The sequence below is a fragment of the Chryseobacterium potabilaquae genome (assembly GCF_902728265.1).
In the GTDB taxonomy this organism is placed as follows: Bacteria; Bacteroidota; Bacteroidia; order Flavobacteriales; family Weeksellaceae; genus Chryseobacterium; species Chryseobacterium potabilaquae.
Window position 1 is genome coordinate 120,464 of the sequence record NZ_CACVBR010000001.1, and the last position, 21,498, is coordinate 141,961.

General features: G+C 34.3%; 13 protein-coding genes. 2 read left to right on the top strand and 11 right to left on the bottom strand.

The window, feature by feature from the left end; all coding sequences use genetic code 11:
• Positions 1-12 precede the first annotated feature (12 nt).
• The 8 genes from CHRY9293_RS00410 to CHRY9293_RS00445 form a co-directional block, all read right to left on the bottom strand.
• The gene (locus tag CHRY9293_RS00410; RefSeq protein ID WP_162031097.1) at positions 13-2,382 is read right to left on the bottom strand and encodes a choice-of-anchor L domain-containing protein; all 2,370 of its coding nucleotides are present in this window, start codon (positions 2,380-2,382) and stop codon (positions 13-15) included.
• A 125-nt stretch (positions 2,383-2,507) separates the two neighbouring features.
• Positions 2,508-6,107 carry a choice-of-anchor L domain-containing protein gene (locus tag CHRY9293_RS00415; RefSeq protein WP_162031098.1) on the bottom strand — a complete coding sequence of 1,200 codons (3,600 nt, stop codon included), beginning with the start codon at positions 6,105-6,107 and terminating at the stop codon, positions 2,508-2,510.
• Between the two features lie 144 nt (positions 6,108-6,251).
• Positions 6,252-8,639, bottom strand: coding sequence for a choice-of-anchor L domain-containing protein (locus tag CHRY9293_RS00420; RefSeq protein WP_162031099.1), 2,388 nt, complete (start codon positions 8,637-8,639; stop codon positions 6,252-6,254).
• A 250-nt stretch (positions 8,640-8,889) separates the two neighbouring features.
• Positions 8,890-9,420 carry a DUF1003 domain-containing protein gene (locus CHRY9293_RS00425; RefSeq protein WP_162031100.1) on the bottom strand — a complete coding sequence of 177 codons (531 nt, stop codon included), beginning with the start codon at positions 9,418-9,420 and terminating at the stop codon, positions 8,890-8,892.
• Between the two features lie 14 nt (positions 9,421-9,434).
• A complete protein-coding gene (locus CHRY9293_RS00430; RefSeq protein WP_394351010.1) occupies positions 9,435-10,205 on the bottom strand; it encodes a TIGR02757 family protein in 771 nt (256 codons plus the stop codon).
• Positions 10,206-10,209: 4 nt separating this feature from the next.
• The gene (locus CHRY9293_RS00435) at positions 10,210-11,124 is read right to left on the bottom strand and encodes a ribonuclease Z (protein ID WP_162031101.1); all 915 of its coding nucleotides are present in this window, start codon (positions 11,122-11,124) and stop codon (positions 10,210-10,212) included.
• Positions 11,125-11,167: 43 nt separating this feature from the next.
• The gene (gene rdgB, locus CHRY9293_RS00440) at positions 11,168-11,755 is read right to left on the bottom strand and encodes an RdgB/HAM1 family non-canonical purine NTP pyrophosphatase (protein ID WP_162031238.1); all 588 of its coding nucleotides are present in this window, start codon (positions 11,753-11,755) and stop codon (positions 11,168-11,170) included.
• 60 nt (positions 11,756-11,815) lie between these two features.
• Positions 11,816-12,646, bottom strand: a complete 831-nt coding sequence (locus tag CHRY9293_RS00445) for a CPBP family intramembrane glutamic endopeptidase (protein ID WP_162031102.1) — start codon at positions 12,644-12,646, stop codon at positions 11,816-11,818.
• Between the two features lie 266 nt (positions 12,647-12,912).
• Between CHRY9293_RS00445 and CHRY9293_RS00450 the strand changes: the two genes are divergently transcribed.
• Positions 12,913-14,505 carry a peptide chain release factor 3 gene (locus tag CHRY9293_RS00450; RefSeq protein ID WP_162031103.1) on the top strand — a complete coding sequence of 531 codons (1,593 nt, stop codon included), beginning with the start codon at positions 12,913-12,915 and terminating at the stop codon, positions 14,503-14,505.
• Between the two features lie 138 nt (positions 14,506-14,643).
• On the opposite strand, the gene CHRY9293_RS00455 is transcribed toward CHRY9293_RS00450, so the two are convergent.
• From CHRY9293_RS00455 to CHRY9293_RS00465, 3 genes are all read right to left on the bottom strand, one after another.
• Positions 14,644-17,151 (bottom strand): reprolysin-like metallopeptidase, encoded by a 2,508-nt coding sequence (locus CHRY9293_RS00455; protein ID WP_162031104.1) that lies wholly within the window; start codon positions 17,149-17,151, stop codon positions 14,644-14,646.
• Positions 17,152-17,888: 737 nt separating this feature from the next.
• On the bottom strand, positions 17,889-18,251 hold the full coding sequence (locus tag CHRY9293_RS00460) for a hypothetical protein (protein ID WP_162031105.1): 363 nt from the start codon (positions 18,249-18,251) through the stop codon (positions 17,889-17,891).
• Positions 18,252-18,279: 28 nt separating this feature from the next.
• Positions 18,280-19,419 (bottom strand): acyl-CoA dehydrogenase, encoded by a 1,140-nt coding sequence (locus tag CHRY9293_RS00465; RefSeq protein WP_162031106.1) that lies wholly within the window; start codon positions 19,417-19,419, stop codon positions 18,280-18,282.
• 149 nt (positions 19,420-19,568) lie between these two features.
• Between CHRY9293_RS00465 and CHRY9293_RS00470 the strand changes: the two genes are divergently transcribed.
• Positions 19,569-21,350 (top strand): AMP-dependent synthetase/ligase, encoded by a 1,782-nt coding sequence (locus CHRY9293_RS00470; RefSeq protein ID WP_162031107.1) that lies wholly within the window; start codon positions 19,569-19,571, stop codon positions 21,348-21,350.
• Positions 21,351-21,498 lie beyond the last annotated feature (148 nt).

Sequence of the window (21,498 nt, forward strand, 5' to 3'; positions counted from 1 at the left end):
TTAGAATCCATATTATTTTATATTCTTTAACATAATCCATCCCGTCCAGTTCATTTGAACTTTTGACTTGGGGTATTCAAAATTAAATTTATACCAATAATTACCCGTTGATAATCTTTTACCCCCTAGAGTACCATCCCAAATTGGAGTTTGTTTAGAAAATTTATATATCTCTGCTCCATATCGATCAAAGACTGACCCTGTAAAGTTTTTATAATCCACTAATTTGGTAAGATTCAACACATCATTAATTCCGTCTTGATTAGGAGTAATCACATTGGAAATTTGTAAGGTGAAAAATTCAATAGCTCCTACACAATGAGTTCCTTTTACCCTTACTTGAATACTGTATGACGTATTATTTTGTAATCCTGTAAATACATTAGATTCTTGCCAAGTAATGCCATTATCTATAGAATATTCTAAAATTCCTTTAATATTATTAATTGGTGGATTCTCAGCAATAATAGTTAGACTGTTGCTTGCGTAATCCAAAGCTGTAATAAAAGGAGTAGCTGCTCCCCTTACCTCTGCTGTAAAAGTTTTAGTACAATATCCATTATCAATAGTAACACTATAGATCCCCCAATCACTTACATTAATTGTTTGGGTAGTTTCCCCTGTACTCCATAAATAAGAGTAATTTGGTCCAGTTCCAGCATCTAACGTTACTCTATCTCCAATACACATTTCTACTGTTGCTAGCGAAGAAACAATCTCCGGAACCACTTCTACCGTAACAGTAGCAGGTTGCAATGATTTACAGCCTTTTTCTCCAATAGCATATACTGTAAATAAGGTAGTCGTATGCAATGTAGCGGTCTGAGTATTTCCTGTTCCGGAGAAATTACTCCACAGATAAGTAGCTCCTCCGGTTGCCGTTAAGTTCACAGATTCTCCTGGACAAATTTTTAATTTTGATGCTGCTATGTGAGCTGTTGGAGTGACTTCTTTTAATAGTTTTAATTGAACCATTTTACTACAGAATCCTCCATTAGAAACCACCACATACAAAATCTGATTATTATTTCCATTATAATTTGATATATTCTGAATGTAGTTATTATTTTGTGCCTGAGCGTCTGCTAAGGTTTGATAAAAACGAAATACCGCTCCAGTCGTAGTGCTGATTAAGGGCATCGCATTATTCAGATCAAAAGTTGTAATATCAGGTGTCGTACATAAAAGCAAAGTTGCGTCCTGAACTACAGGAGTAGTGCCTCCGTGGATTTCAATGGATGCTTTTCCTGGACAAGGGTTACCGGGAAAGCTCACCTCGATAGTATAAGTTCCTGGCTGTGCTGCTGTTACTGTATTACTAGTAGCACCTGTAATTGGTACACCATTATAGAACCATTGATAAGTCATATTAGGATCACTTACAGAAGCTGTAATGACTTGTGGGACATTATCACATACATTAATCTCTTCCGGTAATGTAGTTCCCGAAGGGTCTAATAATTCAACTCCAATATTGAAAGATCCCCCTTCAAGAAAAACTGCCGAGTCATAAATTCTATCTCCGGCATCCGCCAATACCATTTTAAAATGATACTGTTGTCCCGGAACAACAGTTGCTGTTGCCGTAAGGGGAACTGTTCTACCGTTAAAGTTTGTTTCTATATTAGCTGTATTATAAGAGTCAAAAAAGTTAGCATTTAAAGCTCCACACTGTAATGAACCTCCATCAAATTCTGTATCGGCGTGAATATTGGTAACACTTACCGGGCCCGCTCCATTAGGAAGTACCGCCATATTTTGATATGGTCCTCCTGAAGAAGGTCTAAGCAATAAAGCAAAGGCGTCCGAATAGCTACATGGGAAAGAGCCTGTATATTCTTCTGAAGCAAATAAATAATTAAACTTTACTTGAGACGAAGTGGGTACAAAATCAAATTCAAGAATAACGGCATCATTAAGTGGTTTTGAGGGATTCGTTGCCGCTACAAGATCAGGATCACTTCCAGTACCAACAGCATAGCCTATGGGACTATTTACATCAATATAATCATTCCCTGCTTCACTAGCCTTCCCTGTTATTAGAACAATCCCATCTTTAAATGGAAAATTAGTTGCTGCTTTATGAAAATACCCCCACGATCTATTAGCATTAGATACGAGCAAATTGGGACTCACTTGTACATTAGATATATTAGGGGTAACGCATGAATTCGAGCCCGTTGATATTAATACATCTTTTACCAATTGGGTAATATCATATCCCGAAGGTGCATATCCTGGAGCATTTACATCAATGAAAGCTCCTGCTCTGCTTGCTAAATTAGTTCGGGGTTTTGGAACCTTTCGGGGATAAACAATTTGTGAATAAAAAAAATTAAATGAGATGAGAAAAAAAGAAAAAAAGAGTAGACACTTCTTCATAATATTTTTGTTTCAACAAATTTAATTTTTTTTAAACATATCACATAAATATTTATTTATTTTACCAATACAATTAAAAAACCTTCCAATATTTGGAAGGCTTAAAAACTTATTTAAAATTATCTCTAGTTTCTATTTTTCAATAAAATCCATCCTGTACGAATTTCTAATTTTTTACTTGCCGGATTTTCCCATTGTACTTGATACCAATAAGTTGCCGTAGAAACACGTTGATTATCTTCTCTTACATCTCCTTTCCAGATAGAATTATTTGAGGTCGCTTTAAATATCTCCTGACCATATCGAGTAAATATAGAAGCCGCAAAGTTTTTATAGTTACTTATTCCCGAAAAATCTATTACATCATTTTTTCCATCTTGGTTTGGAGTGATCACATTACTTATAACTAATGTATAATATTGTAATGATGTACTACATTTAGCATCTTTAACCCTTACCATCACGTCATAATTTGTATTATTGAGTACATTATTAAAAATATTTGATGTTTGCCAAGTTACCCCACCATTTATAGAATACTCTAAAATGCCTCCCGTAGGATTAGATGCCGTTAATGTAAGAACATTTTTTTCATAGACTACATTAGTAAACTGAGGCAATTCAGGATTTAGCAACTGAGCCGTAAAAACCCGAGAACAAACCCCATTACTGATAGTCACACTATATGTACCAGTAACATTCGTCGTAATCGTTTGTGTAGTAGCTCCTGTATTCCAGACATACGTATAATCAGTTCCTGCTCCCGCATCTAGTGTTCCTGAATCTCCTGAACAAACATATACATCTTTTAATGTTGAAGTAATTGCCGCCACAACCTCAATAGTAACTTCAGCTGCTTTTACCGAACTACATCCATTTCCTCCTAATGCATATACGGAATAAATCGTTGTAATCGTTGGGGAAACTATCTGAGTGTTTCCGTTTCCGCTAAGACCAACCCAATTGTATGTAATCCCCCCTGAAGCTGTTAATGTAACAGTTTCTCCTGCGCAAATTTTAGTTTTTGATGCAGCAACCATAGCTATTGGAGGTCCTACAACTACAGTAACAGTTGCCGGAGTAGTGGATACACATCCATTGGCTCCCACAGCATATACCGAATAGGTTGTAGTGGTTGATGGAGAAACCACTTGAGTATTCCCATTTCCTGTAAGGCCGTTCTGCCAATTATATGTTGCCCCACCAGTAGCCGTTAATGTAACGGATTCCCCTACGCAGATTTGTTGATGCGATGAAGTAACTCCTGCAACAGGAAGTGTTTTATCTTCAATTACATTGATACTTTTTGTGTAGGTGCAATTCAGATTTCCAGGTTGATTTACATTCGTCACAGTTAGTGTATAGGTTCCTCCTGCATTTACTACAGGATTTAAAGTATTAGCCCCTGATACAATATTACCTCCGGTAGTAGTCCATGTTATTGTTGAGCCACTTGGTATAATGGATGTCGAGGCATTTAAAGTCACTTGCGAGTTAGTACAGGTAATACTTTGTGGAGCGGCTATATTTAAAGTGGTTTCGGCTGTTTTCAATAATTGCAAGGTTACTACATAGCTACAGCCTCCATTTTTAACCAATACATAAATGGTTTGATTTCCTGCACTTGAATATGCAGTAGGATTCGGAATTGTATTTGTATTTCCAGCATTGGCATCAGCCTGAACCAGATAATAGTCAAAGGTAATCCCTGAAGCTGTTGTTATCTGAGATTCTGCAGATGTAAGATCATATACTATATTACCTGGTTCATAACATTTAAGTAATGTTGCATTTTGAACCGTAATAGGTTGAAAAACCTCAATAGTGATACTCGCAGGATTTTGTGAAACACAACCTCCAGCTGAAACAGCAGTAACAGTATATGTTGTATTCGCTGTGGGAGTTACTACTTGTGTAGCTCCATTTCCTGTAAGACCATTCTGCCAATTATAGGTCGCCCCACCAGATGCAGTCAATGTTACAGATTCACCCGCGCAAATCTTAACTTTAGTAGCGGTAAGCCCAGTCGTAGGAGGTGCTGTATCACCACTTACAGTAACACTTCCAATAGCTGTACAAGTGGCATTTCCTGGCTGATATGTATTTAAGATTGTTAATGTATATGTTCCCGGAGCATTTATTGTTGGCGTTAATGTATTTCCCCCTGACACTATATTCCCTCCTGTTGTGGTCCAACTAAATGTGGCTCCTGGTGGATACACCGAAGATGTAGCATCTAAGGTCGTTTGCGGATTGGTGCAAGTTAAGCTTATAGGTGGTACTATTGTAACCGTCATTTGAGGTGCTTTTACCAACTGTAACTGAGCTATGCTGGAACAAGATCCATTTCTTACCAATACATATATTGTTCCCCCAGCACTTGGATATGCGGTAGGTGTAGGAATTGTATTTGCATTTCCGGCATTAGCATCTGCTTGATTAAGATAATAAGCAAATGTAGCTCCCGGATTGGAAGTAATCGCCGATTCTGCTAATGTAAGGTTAAATGTGATATTACCTGCCACATAACATCCCGTTAATGTTGCATTCTGTACAACCGGAGGAACTCCTCCCACAATAGTAATCGTCGCTTCTTCCGGACATGGATATCCAGGAATAGTAACTTTCACAGTGTAAGTTCCCGACTGTGTCGCGGTATAGCTTGCACCGGTTGCTCCCGGAATGGGATTAGTTCCCAAAAACCATTGGTAATTAGCCCCTGTAAAATTGCTAGATGCCACAAGTGTTTGAGATATATTTCCACAGATGTTAATTGTTGATGGAAGTGTATTTCCTGAACCATCCTGGATCTTAACTCCTAAATTCAAAGAGCCAGCTTCCAAAAAAACTCCGGAATCATAACTCCTATCCTGATAATCTGCCAACACAATTTTAAGATGATATGTTTCTCCAGGAGTTACTGTAGCAGATGCGGTGAGAGGAATTGTACGTCCCGAAAAGTTAGTTTCAATTTGAGGTGTATTTATCCCTGCGAAATATTGTACATTCTGGGCAGCGCAGAGCGAATAAGCAGGACGAACATTCGTCACACTTACAGGTCCCCCTCCATTAGGAAGCACTGCAAGATTCGTATATGAAGATGGCGGATCACTTGCTTTCTTTAAAAGCAGTGCAAAACCATCTGTCTTATCACAAGCAAATTGATAACTTGGATCGTATTCTTTTGAAGCAAAAATATATCTAAATGATATGGTATTAGTAACCGGCACGAGATCAAATTCAATATATGTAGCATCCTTCAACTGTGCATTAGCTACTCCTATTGCATTCGCAAGATCTTGATCTCCTCCTGTATTCAATGCATCACTTAAATCTCCTTCAAAAACGTTTCCTGCCTTCCTAACAAATCCTGTAGAAAGGGCTACCCCAGTAGCAAATGGAAAGTTTGTTCCTCCTTTATTAAAATATCCCCAACTTCTATTGGGAACTGTAGCCGCTAAATTAGGAGACACCACTACATTTGATATGACATTTGCATTACATGAACCTCCAGCCACAAGTACATTTTTTATGAGCTGCTCAATAGTGTAGTTTGTTTCAGGGTATCCAGAAGCATTAACATCAATAAACGCACCAGCTCTCAATGACTGTAGGGAGGGCTTTGCTGCTTTTTCTACTCTTTCACCTCTTTGCGAAAAAGCAAAATTATGAGCAAGCATCAAAAATAAAACAAAAAATATATTTCGCATTCTCCAATTTAACATTTTATATTATTTTAAACAAAATTACTATTTTTTTCGATTGAATTCTAAATGCCCATTATTTGCATTATCAAAAATGTAATTTTTTTGATTTAAATTAAAAGAGACTAACGTTAGGTTAGTCTCTTTTATTATATATATTAAAAATTATTCTACATTTTTCAATAAAATCCACCCTGTTTTTACCGTTAATTGCTTACTAGCCGGATCTTCAAAAGTTATTTGATACCAGTAAGACGATGTAAGTAAACGTTTCCCTTGGAAATAGCCATCCCAAAATGGGCGAACTTTTTCAGCCTTATATACTTCACGTCCATATCTGTCAAATATACTCGCTTTAAAGTCTTTCAACCCAATCAATCCGCTAAAATCAATTTTATCGTTAATATTATCCCCATTCGGTGTAATTACATTTTGCATGACGAATGTAAAGTATTCGAGAAAACCTTCACAACTTGTTTTCTTCACCCTTACCCTAATGGATATCAATTTGTTTTTTGGAATAGAAGAAAAAATAGGAGAATCTTGCCAAGCTATTCCATTATCTACAGAATACTCTAATGGACCATTACTTGGGTTACTAGCTGTAAGGGTCATTGTTCCATTTTCATTATAATCTACTTTAGTAATTGCGGGAATAATAGCTTGGATAACCTGGGTAGTAAAAACTTTTGTACAAACCCCATTATCAATAGTTACTGAATAAGTCCCGGATGTTGCCACTGTAATAGTTTGGCTCGTATCTCCTGTATTCCACAAATACGTATAGTTTGGCCCTTGCCCTGCATCTAGAGTGATCTGGTCTCCAGTACATATCATTCCTCCGGAGAGATGAGAAACAATAGCAGGAACCACTTCTATTGTAATTCTAGCAGGCTGAAGAGATTTACACCCTTTTGCTCCAATAGCATATACTATATATGTAGTTGTTTCATTAGGGCTTAACGTTCTTGTAGCAACTGTTGTTGTTGCGTCATCCCATACATAAGTTACGCCTCCTGATGCTGTTAAAGTAACAGATTCACCTTTACAGATTGACATTTGAGTAGCTGCAAGTTGAGCTACAGGAGTATCCTCTCTACTTAAACTTAAAGTTACTTTCTTACTACAAAAACCTCCATTTGAAACAACAACATATAAAACCTGACCATCGCTTCCATTAAAATTTGACACATCACTAATATAATTAGTGTTTTGCGCATCGGCATCGGCCTGATTTACATAGAAACGTAATACCGCATTAGATGTTGTGGTTATTAAAGGAGTCGCATCATTAAGATTAAAAGTATTCACAGTTGGAGTCGCGCAAAGTTTTAGGGTCGCATTTTGTGCATTCGGAGTTATCCCTCCAATGATCTTAATCACAGCTGAACCGGAACATTGATTGCCTGGTATAGATACCCTCACTTCATAAACTCCAGGTTGATTGGCTGTATAGCTTATACTGGTAGCTCCGTTTATAATAGCCCCATCTTTAAACCATTGAAATGTCATTCCCGGAACGGTAGCAACCTGAGCTGTTAAGATCTGAGGTATGTTATCACATATATTTAATGTATCGGGTAAAGCTGTTCCATTACCATCCACAATTTTAATTCCTATATCAAAAGATCCTCCTTCCAAAAAAACCGCAGAATCAAACCCTTGGTCTCCTGCATCTGCTAAAACCATTTTAAAATGATAAGGTACGCCAGGAGTGACATCTGCAACAGCTGTCAAAGGAATTGTTTTACCATTATAATTAGTAACGATTGGCTCCGTATTATATGCATCAAAATATTGAGCATTAACGGCCCCACACGCTAGTGTGCTAACTCCATTAAACTGAGTATCGGTATGAATATTAGTCACTCTTACAGGCCCCGCATTATTGGGAAGTATTGCCAAATTTACATAAGGGCCACCAGAAACAGGCCGTATTAATAACGCAAATACATCTGAGTATTGACAAGGATATGTACTATAATATTCTTCAGAAGCAAATAAATAATTAAACTTTACTTGATTAGAACCGGGAATAAAATCAAACTCTAAAGCTACTGCATCATGCAATGGTCTTGAAGGATTAGTTGCCGCCACTAGATCGGGATCGCTTTGTCCGTATGCTATTCGTGCCCCCAAATTGGAGGTAAAGTTGGGATCTGTATTTTTCGTAATGTTTCCGGCCTGTTTGGCATATCCTGTCGTCAATACAATTCCTTCTTCAAAAGGAAAATTAGTAGTTCCTTTATTAAAATAACCCCAAAATCGATTCTCATTCGTAACGTCATGATTAGGACTAATAGTAACATTGGTAACGTTTGCTGTTGCACATGTAGTCCCTCCATTAATAAGAATATCTTTTACGAGTTGTTCAGGTGTATAGCTTGATGCTACATATGAGGTTGCATTTACATCTATAAAATCTCCCGCTTTCATTACTGTTGCTTTCGGATTTTTATAGACCAATTTTCTATTTTGTTGAGAAAAAATAATAGTAGGGATAAATAATACAAGTAATAAAAAAATAGGAGGCTTCAATCTAAAATTTAACATTTATTTGTTTTTTGCCCAAAAATACCGATTTTTATAATGAGATAAGCTATTTTTAATATATTATTAGCAACAATAATCAAATTATTTTTATTTATCAATTTAAATAAAAAAATTAAAATTCATAAATAAAAAAAAGGATTAATTTCAATTAATCCCATACTTTGTGAAATATTTTTTCATAATCCTACCGGGTAATGAAGACAAAATTGACTCTATCCCACGCCAAAATCCATTGATCATCCTAATAAAATCATTCTTTATTCATTTCATCAATTTTATTTTGAAGCTCGTGTATCTTATCTTTAAGAGTTTTAATTTCATTTTTATTGCTACTCACGTTACTTTTAAGCATTACATTTTTTGCTCTTTCACTATGATCTTCTTCATCCTCTTCCTCATTGATCTCCTCAAGATCTTCCTGAATATCCTCAATATCTTCATTTATTTCTTCAATATCCTCACTGATCTCCTCTATATCCTCCTGAATATCTTCAATATCTTCACTGATCTCCTCTATATCTTCTTGAATATCTTCAATTTTCTCATGACTTTTATTTACTGACATTTGAATAAAAATAGCCAGATAAATAGCTTCTAATGAGACAACAGTTGTGAGAATCAACAACATTTTATCAAACTCCACAATATGAAGAAGGGGAAGAAGGAACGAAATAATAAAAAATAAAGTATGAACAATCAAAGATGGGATAGAGCCAATCCACCACGTAATACCGTTGGCAATTTTTTCTAAAGTATCCGTTTTTTCACTGTACTTCTTCATTTTTTTATATATTTTTATACCCATTCTTTTGTTACTCCTAAACCAAACAAAGCAAAATCATATTTTGCAGGATCTTCCTTATCAAATTTTCGAATAACTACATCTAGCTCTTCTACTGTTTTCCAATCATTCTGTGTACGGGAAATAAGTCCTAATTTACGAGAAATATTTCCAGTATGCACATCCAAAGGAATAGATAAATATTTTTGATCAATATTTTTCCAAATTCCAAAATCAACTCCCCGTTTATCTTTACGAACCATCCAGCGTAAAAACATAATAATCCTTTTTGCGGAAGAGTTTTTGTAAGGTGAACTTACATGCTTATGACTTCTATGTTTTTCTATATCTAAAAACTGATTCCTAAACCTTTCAATAGCATGGTAGAAATTAATTTCTGAATCGTTAAGGATAAATAACTCTTCTAAACTTGTATTTTTTCTATAAATTTTATTAAACTGTTTTATGAAGTATATAAAATCTTGCCCATTAAAAGTTCTGTGAATGCTTTTTTCTTGAATGCTTTTTAGATCATTTTCAGAATAGTTCATTATAAATTCATAGGGAGAATTTCCCATAATTTCCAATATCTTCTCAGCAGATCTTATAATCGATTTTCTATTCCCCCAGGAAATGGTAGCCACAAGAAAAGCAACAATTTCTATGTCCTGTCGTAAAGAAAAACGGTGCGGCATTTGAATAGGGTCATCCCCAATGAAATCAATATTATTATATTGATCAGCCTTTTCATCAAGAAAACTCTTCAGTTCTTTAGTATTAATCATAACTCTAAATTTTCACGACCTCTAAAGCCTTGGGTAAAAATGTATTGGGAAAAACATTTCTTGCTTCATCAGTAAATACAGTAAGATCTGCATATCTGTTTGAAAAATGTCCTAAAATCAATTTACCAACTTCTGCTTTCTGTGCAATTGTTGCAGCCTCCATAGCAGTAGAATGGCCGGTATAATCTGCCATTTCTTTTAAATCATGAAGAAAAGTAGATTCATGATATAAAACTGTCACATTCTTAATAATTGGAATTACCTTCTCAAGATATCTTGTATCACTACAAAAAGCATAAGAAACCGGTGGCACCGGCTCTGTCGTAAGCACATCGTTTTTGAGAACATATCCATCACTTAAAACGAAATCTTTTCCTGCTTTAAGATTATGATAATCACAAACTTCTATTTCATCATACTTCATAATTTCCGACATATTAAGATGTCTGTCTTTTGGTTTTTCTTTGAAAAGATAACCATTACAATAGATCCTATGATCTAAAGGAATTGTATAGACTTCCACCCTATTATCCTCATATATTTTTTCGGAAGAATTTTGTTCCAATTCATGATAAACCACCTCAAAACCACGATGTGTCTCTGTAATGGTAAAAATTGTATCTAGCATCTGTTTTATACCTTTTGGCCCATACACATGTAGAGGAGTATCTCTTCCCAACAACCTAAAGGATGCAATAAGCCCAGGAAGCCCAAAACAATGATCTCCATGAAGATGAGAAATAAAAATATGATTAATTCTTGAAAATTTAGCTTTTGCCTTCCTTAGCTGAACTTGTGTTCCTTCACCACAATCAATTAGAAAATATCTCTCTTCCATCTCCAAAAGTTGTGCAGTAGGCGAAGAACTAATTGTTGGAATTGCTGAATTAAAACCTAATATCGTTAAATAAGTACTCAAATTATTATTTTATAAAGTAAATGTATGAAAGATCATTAAATTATTATTTTTTTTCAGGCATTTTCAGAAAGTCTAAAAATAAATCCAAAGCCTGTTTTCGGTGGCTAATTTTATTTTTATCTTGAGGATCCATTTCTGCAAATGTCTTATCTTTTCCCTCAGGAACAAATATAGGATCATATCCAAACCCTTTAGCTCCTTTATGATGAGTTAACAAATTTCCCTGAACTCTTCCTTCAAAATAAATAGGTCCATTTTTATCGTAATAACACAAAACTGTTATGAAGTAAGCTTTTCTGTTTTCGATACCCTCCATCTCATCCAGCACTTTTTGAATATTTTTAGCAAAATCATGATCACCAGCATATCGTGCAGAGAAAATCCCTGGTCTTCCATCTAAAGCTTCAACAACCAAACCACTATCATCTCCTAGACTAGTAATATTCGTTTTTTCAAAACAATATTTAGCCTTTATTAAAGCATTGGCATTGAACGAATGACCATCTTCAATAATTTCCTCATTAATATTATAATCAGACAAGCTTTTAACCATAAAATTATGTCCTAAGATTTGCTGAATCTCTTCTTTTTTATGTTCATTATGTGTTGCCACCAATAATTCCATATTCATTTTCATTTATTAAATTTTATTTTATCTACAGCATTTAGTTCACTATAGCCTATCTATTCCTTAATTTTCTACATAATGTACTTTATTTCTTTTCATAAAAAGATAATAAAATAATGAAAAAAGTATAATTCCCATTGCCAGAACAATCCACTCGGATACATTGAGTGCATCTGCGAAGCTTTCATTTTTCGTATATATGATCAACAGAGATGAGCACAAGTTATTAAAACCATGTAATAGCATAGGCAATAATAAAGATTTAGTTTTATAGTATACCAAACCCAAAATACATCCTAATAGCACGGCTCCTACTAATTGCCACGGATTCGCATGTACTAACCCAAAAATAATTGAGGAAAAAATAATGGCTTTCCAAGGTCTAACCCCTTTATTGATCAATCCTTTCTGAATAATTCCCCTAAAAATAATCTCCTCAAAAATAGGTGCCATAATGACTGCTGTAATAATCATTATCACAGGATCATCTGTTAGCTGATCCATCATTTCAGAAAAAAAATCATAATATTTTCCAAAAAAAGGGCCTGTTGTTGGGATTTGTGCCGTAATAAATTCGGCAATAAACATCATTCCCAACATGAGAGGAAATATCTGAAAATAGGTATAAAAATTAGTGGATGAAAAATTAAAATTAAGTTTCTTTTTTGTAGTGCCCCTTACAATAAAAAAATCAAAAAATGCTATAGCTGTTAAAAATCCGACTGCATTAGATAACATAAAAAACCAATCCTTATATTGTAGGTTTATTTTGAAAAAGTACATCCATAACACATTTAATAAAGAGACTAGCATCGTACCCACAAACAACCCGGCCAACAAAACGAGCCCTCCTATCCATGTGAATGTAAACTTCGGATATTTGCTATTTTCCATATTTTCCTTTAATGGTTTATACAAAACAAAGATAATTTATTTTAACGTATGATTGGCAAATAATAAGTCATCCTATTATGAAAACTTATATAGATTCATATCATTGTCTATTATATGACAATACTTATTTATATGATTCCAGCTCTAGTTCCATCTGCTATTTTGAAATATAAAAAACAATCAATTTACCTATATCTTATAAGCCTTTTCAAATTGATTTTTAATTTCCATTAAAATTCCCGATTTTTGCTATTTCAAAATACAATATGTCAGACTTAATCAAAGAAATACAAAAAAGAAAAACTTTTGGGATTATTTCTCACCCCGATGCCGGAAAAACAACTCTTACTGAAAAACTACTGTTATTCGGAGGGGCAATTCAGGAAGCAGGTGCAGTAAAATCCAACAAAATAAAAAAGGGAGCAACCTCCGACTTCATGGAAATCGAGAGACAGAGAGGGATTTCTGTAGCAACTTCCGTATTGGCATTTGAATATAGAGACCATAAAATCAATATTCTTGATACTCCGGGACACAAGGACTTCGCTGAAGACACCTATAGAACGCTCACTGCAGTCGACTCTGTAATTGTGGTTATAGACGTAGCAAAAGGGGTGGAAGAACAAACCGAAAAATTAGTGCAAGTATGCAGAATGAGAAACATTCCGATGCTTGTTTTCATTAATAAACTAGATCGTGAAGGTAAAGATGCTTTTGATCTTTTAGATGAAGTAGAGCAAAAATTAGGCTTACGTGTTGTTCCTCTTTCTATTCCTATTGGTATGGGAAGTGATTTCCAAGGAATTTATAATATTTGGGAAGACAATATCCAGCTATTCTTAGAAGAAAAGAAACAAAAAGTGGGCGAATCTATAAAGTTTGATAACATTAATGATCCTTCGATTGATGAAGTCATTGGACCGAAAGCAGCTCAAAGCCTCAGAGATGAGCTGGAACTCGTCCAATCTGTATATCCAGAGTTTAATCGTGAAGATTATATGAAAGGAGACCTTCAACCCGTTTTCTTTGGTTCTGCTTTAAATAATTTTGGAGTACGAGAACTATTGGATGCTTTCATCGATATTGCTCCAATGCCACAGCCCAAAGAAAGTGACACTCGTCTTGTAAAACCCGATGAGAATCAATTTACGGGGTTTGTTTTTAAAATCCATGCAAATATGGATCCCAAACATAGAGATCGTTTAGCTTTCGTTAAGATCGTTTCAGGAACGTTCAAAAGAAATGAAAATTATCTATTAGTACGAGAGGGTAAAAAAATGAAATTCTCTTCCCCCAATGCTTTCTTTGCTGATAAAAAAGAAGTAGTAGATGAAAGCTTCCCAGGAGATATTGTAGGACTTCACGATACAGGAAGTTTTAGAATTGGAGATACTTTAACCGGGGGTGAAAAACTAAGTTTCAAAGGTGTACCAAGCTTCTCTCCTGAGCACTTCCGTTATATAAATAATAATGATCCTTTAAAAGCTAAACAATTAGCTAAAGGAATTGATCAGCTTATGGATGAAGGAGTTGCTCAATTGTTTACGCTTGAAATGAATGGCAGAAAAATTATCGGAACCGTAGGAGCATTACAATATGAGGTTATTCAATATCGTTTAGAGCATGAATATGGAGCAAAATGTTCTTACGAACCTCTTTCTATGCATAAAGCTTGTTGGGTAGAAGCTGACGAAAAATCAGAAGAATTTAAAGAGTTTGCAAGGTTAAAACAACGATTTTTAGCACGAGATAAATACAACCAACTGGTATTTTTAGCGGACTCTTCATTCACTATCCATATGACACAAGAGAAATTCCCTAATGTAAAGCTCCATTTCATTAGCGAGTTTAATAACTAAAAGATAAATCCTCATGATAGCAAAACCGTTCGAAGTGATTCGAACGGTTTTTATTATTTCTAAAAGAATTGATACAACCTTTAAAAATGATTTAACTATAAGTATATCATTATAAAATCTCTGGCAAGAGAAAAGTTGTTACTTTTTTATAAATTTAGAGGTAAATGATTTTCCATTATCTTTAATAGCAATAATATAAACTCCGTGTATTAATTGAGAAACATTAATTTGATTATTTTGAATTTTCCCACTGCTGATAAGCTGGCCAACAGCATTATAAATATTATAATTGGCTTTATCTGAGATATTCAAAATATTAAGAACATCTGAGACAGGATTAGGATACAAAGTAATGTCTTTAAGAGGATCTTTTAAATCAGTTTGAGTCACAGTTGCTGTCGTAAAATTAACATAATCGGAGAACGCTCCATCATTCCCGCCAGAACATACCGCCGCAACCTGAGCTTCATACTCAACCTCAGGAATTAAATTTCTTAATACCACATAATTCGTATCCGAGTCTATTTCCTGCCATACAGATTCACTTGTTTTTTTATATCTTATTTTATAGGATAATACATCAGCAATTGGCTTCCAAGTAATCTCAGATGAATTTGCAGATAATCCTGTAACAGCAATATGATTAGGGGCAGTTCCATCGCAAGGTGCAAATACAGTAACCAATACCGGTTTTATTGCATAAAATACATTACCAATAGCGGATATCCTTACCTTAATTGTTTGTCCATCTAATGCTGACGGAAAAGTAAAGTTTTCATTCCCATCATTAGGTGTTGAAGCTGAAAGCACTGTCCAGGTTACCCCATTATCCGTGGTATAGTCAATTCGAACATTCGAAACATCATAAGGGGCAAGATTTGTATTTACAACGCTCCAATCAATTCTTGAAACTCCCTTAGACGAAACATATTGACTAATCATTTTAAACGGTCCATCATCCTCCACATTAATTGTTTGTTCCATAAATTGAGTTTGCTGCTGTGTAGGATCCGGATTATTATCCCTTACTGTTACTGCAAATTTTGTAGTTCTTGGAACCATAGATACAGATTCCCAACTAAGATTAGAGTTATCAAGGACTCCTTCTAAAACCGAGGACAACTGAGGAAAGTATCTTGTCGGGCTTGTAGTAGGGGGTAGAGATCTAAAAGTAGCACCCGTTTTAGTCTTTCCTAAATTATCTTTACCAATTATAGTACTTGCATTATCTACTTCCTCCCAAGTATAGGTCAAAGAATCACTCTCCACATCTGTTACAGAAGCGGTTAATACAAATGCTGTTCCTTTCGGAATATGATAAGGGCGCAATGATTCGATGACAGGTGGATTATTAATAATAGATGTTTCAATACCACAAGTTTTACTACTCAAATTACTTTGAATTTGCTTAATACTTACTATATGAAAATAAGCGTCCGAGTGGAACTGAATATTCTGTCCTCGGGTAACGCCGGCATACCCCATAATTGTCGTCCCTGAAGCTGGTTCTACATTGACTCCAGCAGGTTCAAGTTCATGAGAAAAAGTATGATTAGCTCCCAACTGATGGCCCATTTCATGAGCAACAAAATCAATATCAAAACTATCCCCTTGCAGTATATAGTTTGAAGTAAATCCAGCTCCTTTTCCCATAGATAAAGAGGTAGCAGGCGATCCGGTAGGATTAACACATACCAAACCTATACCCCCTGCATTTCCTCCGCTTCCTTTACCCCCAAATAAATGTCCAATATCATAGTTCTCATTTCCTACATTCACACTAAGAGTTCTTTGCAGCTGAACACCCCAACCGTTAACATGACCAACATTATTTACATTAGCCCCTATATCAGAATTAGAATAAGGATCGGAAACAGCATCAGTATAAATTATATTGGGAAAGTTTTGTACGATTAAATGTACTGCTAAATCTTTCTCAAAAACACCATTCACCCTTGTCATAGTGGCATTAATCCCAGAAAGAGCCCCCGCAACAGTCCCTCCATGGAAGTCAGTATACTCTCCAGTAGTGGATAATGCTAATCTAAAAGTTCTAAACTTTCGATCGGAACTTTTAGAAAAATCGGTCACTTGGTTGGCAAAAGACGTTCCATTTTCCAGCAATTCTTGGAGCTGTTTCTTAGCTAAAGGAGATTCATTCGTAGAGCAAGAAAATACATTCTTACTTTTCCCTGATTTAGAATGAACCCTATATATCGTTTTTTCTGTATTTTGAGAATCAATAAATTGATAAACTCCCTCTTTAATAATCATAGATTGAAAATCATTGGGACTTGTTGAAAATCTTACATACTTGGAAGGATCATCAATTCCAACACCTACATAAGACCCTAGTTGGTATTGCTCCGCCAATTCTTTAACCACTACAGGAAAACTATAAACAGAAAATTTTTCAATCTTATTATCTAAAGTAGGTAAAGATATTTCGATAGGCTTAGCGTCAGTTCCCACTTCTGGAGCTTGCAGAAGCTTTTGCCTCATTCCATTAATATCTAATTTATAGAAGCATTTCACATCAAATAAATCTTTGCTTCTTCTTTTTTGGGAAACCTGAACAGAAGTCCATTGCCCAAAAACGGTATTTACCAATAATGTACAAATTAAAGTAATAATTATTTTTTTCATCCTTTTCATTTAAATTATTTAGCTCATTCTTTTCTTAAAAGAAAATGGTCCAGCATACATGATTTATCATCTTTGCGACTTTTCTTTTAATAGCTTAAATGTCACTTTAATTTAAAACATGCTTTTTGTTAATTTTTTTCATTAAAATCAAAATACACATATATATAAATAATAAAAAAAACATTAAAAATGTAATAATTACATCATTTTAAGCATTTGTGTTTTTATCATCAATATTGGATATATTTAAGTATTTCACATTAAAACAACGCAAAAATACAACTATAATTTAAAAAAAATAAACTTTCATACAATATTTAACAAAAGTAGAAACACAAATTAAATAAAGCAACCTCAATAAATCCCATTAAAACAGCAAATCACAAACAATAGAAACATCTACAACATCGTAGTTGAAAATTAACATTTTAAGAATATTTTAATGAGAATCAATACGCTCTAACTATTCTTTCTGTATAACTTTATACTTCTCTAATAATGAGTATCATTTTATCAAAAAGATTATGAAATGAGAAAGGTGAAACTATTAAAAAAAATAAATTGGAAAATTAAAGATAAAGTATCGATTTATTACTATTTAGAAATCCATACTAGACACCATAAGAGACAGTAGAGATAAAAATGACTTCCTATAATCTTGTTAAAAAAGTATATTTAATACGTTAAGTTCGTAAATGAAAAGGCTCTCAATGTGAGAGCCTTTTATTTTATTACAATTATTTCATACTGACGATTTTATCTACGACATACTTTGTGTTACCTCTCCAAGGCAAAGCCCCATTATATTCTTTATAATGAAGATCAAAAGTTTTACCACTGTTCATTTCTAGTTTTTTAAAAACTTCAGGATCTTCAACAGAGAATTCAAATTCATAACTTGTAACACCTCCTGTTTTTCCCCTTCCAAAACCTTCCTGAATTATTTTGCCTTCGTAGGTTTTAAAAATATATCCTTTTTTAATGGCATAGTTTAAATATCCAGATTTTACCCCTTCACCAAATACGAAGAAATATTTATACCAGACAAAAACCCCTAAAAAAAGAAGAACAATGCTAAGAGTAATCCAAAGGTATTTCATAGTATCGTTTTATTATTGTAAAATTAAATTATTTAGCAATACTTCTGGAGATCACAATTTTTTGGATTTCAGAAGTTCCTTCATAGATTTGTGTAATTTTTGCATCTCTCATCAACCTTTCTACATGATATTCTTTTACATATCCATATCCACCATGGATTTGTACCGCCTCAATGGTAGTATCCATTGCTACTTGAGAAGCATATAATTTTGCCATAGCCCCACTTTCTGATATATCTTTCCCTGCATCTTTTTCAGTAGCCGCTTTATAGCAAAGCATCCTTGCTGCAGTAATCTGAGTCGCCATATCCGCTAGTTTAAAGGCAATCGCTTGATGGTTGATAATCTCTGTTTTGAATGCTTTTCTTGTCTTCGCATATTTTAACGCCAATTCATAAGCTCCTGAAGCAATTCCTAAAGCCTGAGAAGCAATTCCGATTCTCCCTCCGTTCAATACAGCCATTGCAAAGTTAAAACCAAAACCATCCTCTCCAATTCTATTTTCTTTTGGAACCTTTACATTATTAAAGATTAAAGAGTGAGTATCACTTCCTCTAATCCCTAATTTATCTTCTTTAGGTCCTATTTCGAAGCCTTCCCAGCCTTTTTCTACAATAAATGCATTAATTCCTTTATGCTTTTTCTCAGGATCTGTTTGAGCAATCACCACATAATAAGAAGCATTTCCTCCATTAGTAATCCAGTTTTTAATACCATTTAAAAGATAGTAATCTCCTTTATCTTCGGCAGTCGTTTTTTGAGAGGTAGCATCAGAACCAGCCTCTGGCTCAGACAAAGCAAACGCCCCAATTACCTGACCACTAGCTAAAGGTGTAAGATATTTTATTTTTTGTTCTTCCGAAGCAAACTTCTCCAAACCAGCGCAAACCAATGAATTATTTACAGACATTACTACCGCTGCAGAAGCATCTATTTTCGCAATTTCTTCTATTGCCAAAACATAAGAAACACTATCCATCCCTGCTCCTCCATATTTAGGGTCAACCATCATTCCCAAAAGTCCCATTTCTCCCATTTTTTTCACTTGTTCTGTAGGAAACTTTTGATCACGGTCTCTTTCAATTACCCCTGGTAATAATTCATTTTGTGCAAAATCCCTTGCTGCCTGCTGAATCATCAGCTGCTCTTCTGATAAATTAAAGTCCATAAAAATTTAATAATTAGATCGTCGTAAATTTACACTTTTTGAGGAAATCTAAAAAAATAAATCATACTTGAAAATTATATCCAGATTTATACTATTTTTACAAAAATGATTATCTTTAAATTTCTTTAAAAAAATACTTAAATAAAATCATGACGATTAAAAGATTATTCGACATACCTCACTTTGCTTTAGAAAAATTTCCAAAAACCGATATGTTCATAACGAAGTATCATGGTGAATGGAAAAAAACCTCTACGCAAGAATTTATTAATGAGGGAAATAAAATATCAAGAGGGCTTTTAAAACTAGGTATAAAGCCGGGGGATAAAATCGCATTGATCACTACAAATTCTCGCACAGAATGGGCAATTATGGACCTTGGACTTTCGCAGATCGGGGTGGTATCTGTACCTGTTTACCCCAGCATCTCTCCGGAAGATTATGAATTTATTTTCAACAATGCTGAAATAAAATACTGTTTTGTTTCAGATAAAGACCTTCTGAATAAGGTACTAAAAGTAAAACATAACATTCCTTCATTACAAGGAATATTTACTTTTGACAATATCAATGGGGCTCCAAACTGGAAAGAAATACTAGATTTGGGTGAAGATGATTCTACACAAATCGAAGTAGAAGATCTTTCTAATGCCATCAATACAGAAGATCTAGCAACTATCATTTACACTTCTGGAACAACAGGAAAGCCAAAAGGAGTAATGCTTACCCATCACAATATTGTTTCCAATGTTTTAGGTTCAATACCAAGAATTCCTAAAAAAAGAGGATTAGATTACAAAGATACAAGAGTATTGAGTTTTCTTCCTATTTGCCACATCTTTGAAAGAATGCTTTTTTACCTATTCCAATATAACGGTTTTTCAGTTTATTTTGCGGAAAGCATTGATAAAATGGGAGAAAATGTAAAAGAAGTTAAACCTCATTATATGAGTGTTGTACCAAGATTAGTTGAAAAAGTTTACGACAAAATATACAACACAGGATCTTCGGCAGGAGGATTAAAATCAAAAATATTCTTTTGGGCATTAAATTTAATTACCAAGAAAAAAAGCGTTTCGAAACCCTCAGGATTAAAAGAAATTATTGCAGATAAATTGGTATTCAAAAAATGGAGAGAGGGATTAGGAGGCGAAATTGTCACTTTAGTTTCCGGATCTGCCGCCTTATCCACAAGATTGAATTTAATGTTTCAAAATGCAGGTATTCCTATTTTAGAAGGCTATGGTTTAACAGAAACATCTCCTGTAATTTCTGTAAATAGTTTCGAGAAAATGAAAATTGGAACCGTTGGACAACCATTAGGAAATCTAGACGTAAAGATTCAAGAAGATGGAGAAATCACTGTAAAAGGTCCTTCAGTCTTTAAAGCCTATTTCAAAAATGAGGAGGGGACCAAAGAAGCCTTTACTGAAGATGGGTATTTCAAAACAGGAGATATCGGGCATATAGATAGCGATGGCTTCTTACAGATTACCGATCGTAAAAAGGAAATGTTTAAAACCTCAGGTGGAAAATATATCGCTCCCCAAACTATAGAAAACCTAGCCAAAGCTTCCAAGTTTATTGAGCAAGTGATGGTAGTAGGTGATGGCGAAAAAATGCCATGTGCATTAGTACAACCTGATTTTGAATTTGCAAAAAACTGGGCTATGAGAAATAATATTAATATTGGCTCTACCCCTCAGGAAATTGCTAAAAATCCTGAATTAAAGCAAAGGATTGAAAAGGAAATTGAAAGCACCAATCAACATTTAGGAAACTGGGAAAAAATCAAGAAAATTGAATTAACCCCAGAAATCTGGAGTATTGAAAGCGGCCTCTTGACTCCTACATTAAAACTTAAGAGAAAAGCTATTAAAGAAAAATTTATAGATCTCTACAATACAATGTATGAGCATAACCACGAATAATAATTACAATTATGAATAAAAAAGTAAGGCTATTTCATTTGGGATAGCCTTACTTTTTTATGATCTACAATATAAATCCGTTAAAAAGGAAAAATAAAAAAATGCTATCTCAAAGAAATAGCATTTATATAATTAATCAATATTATTT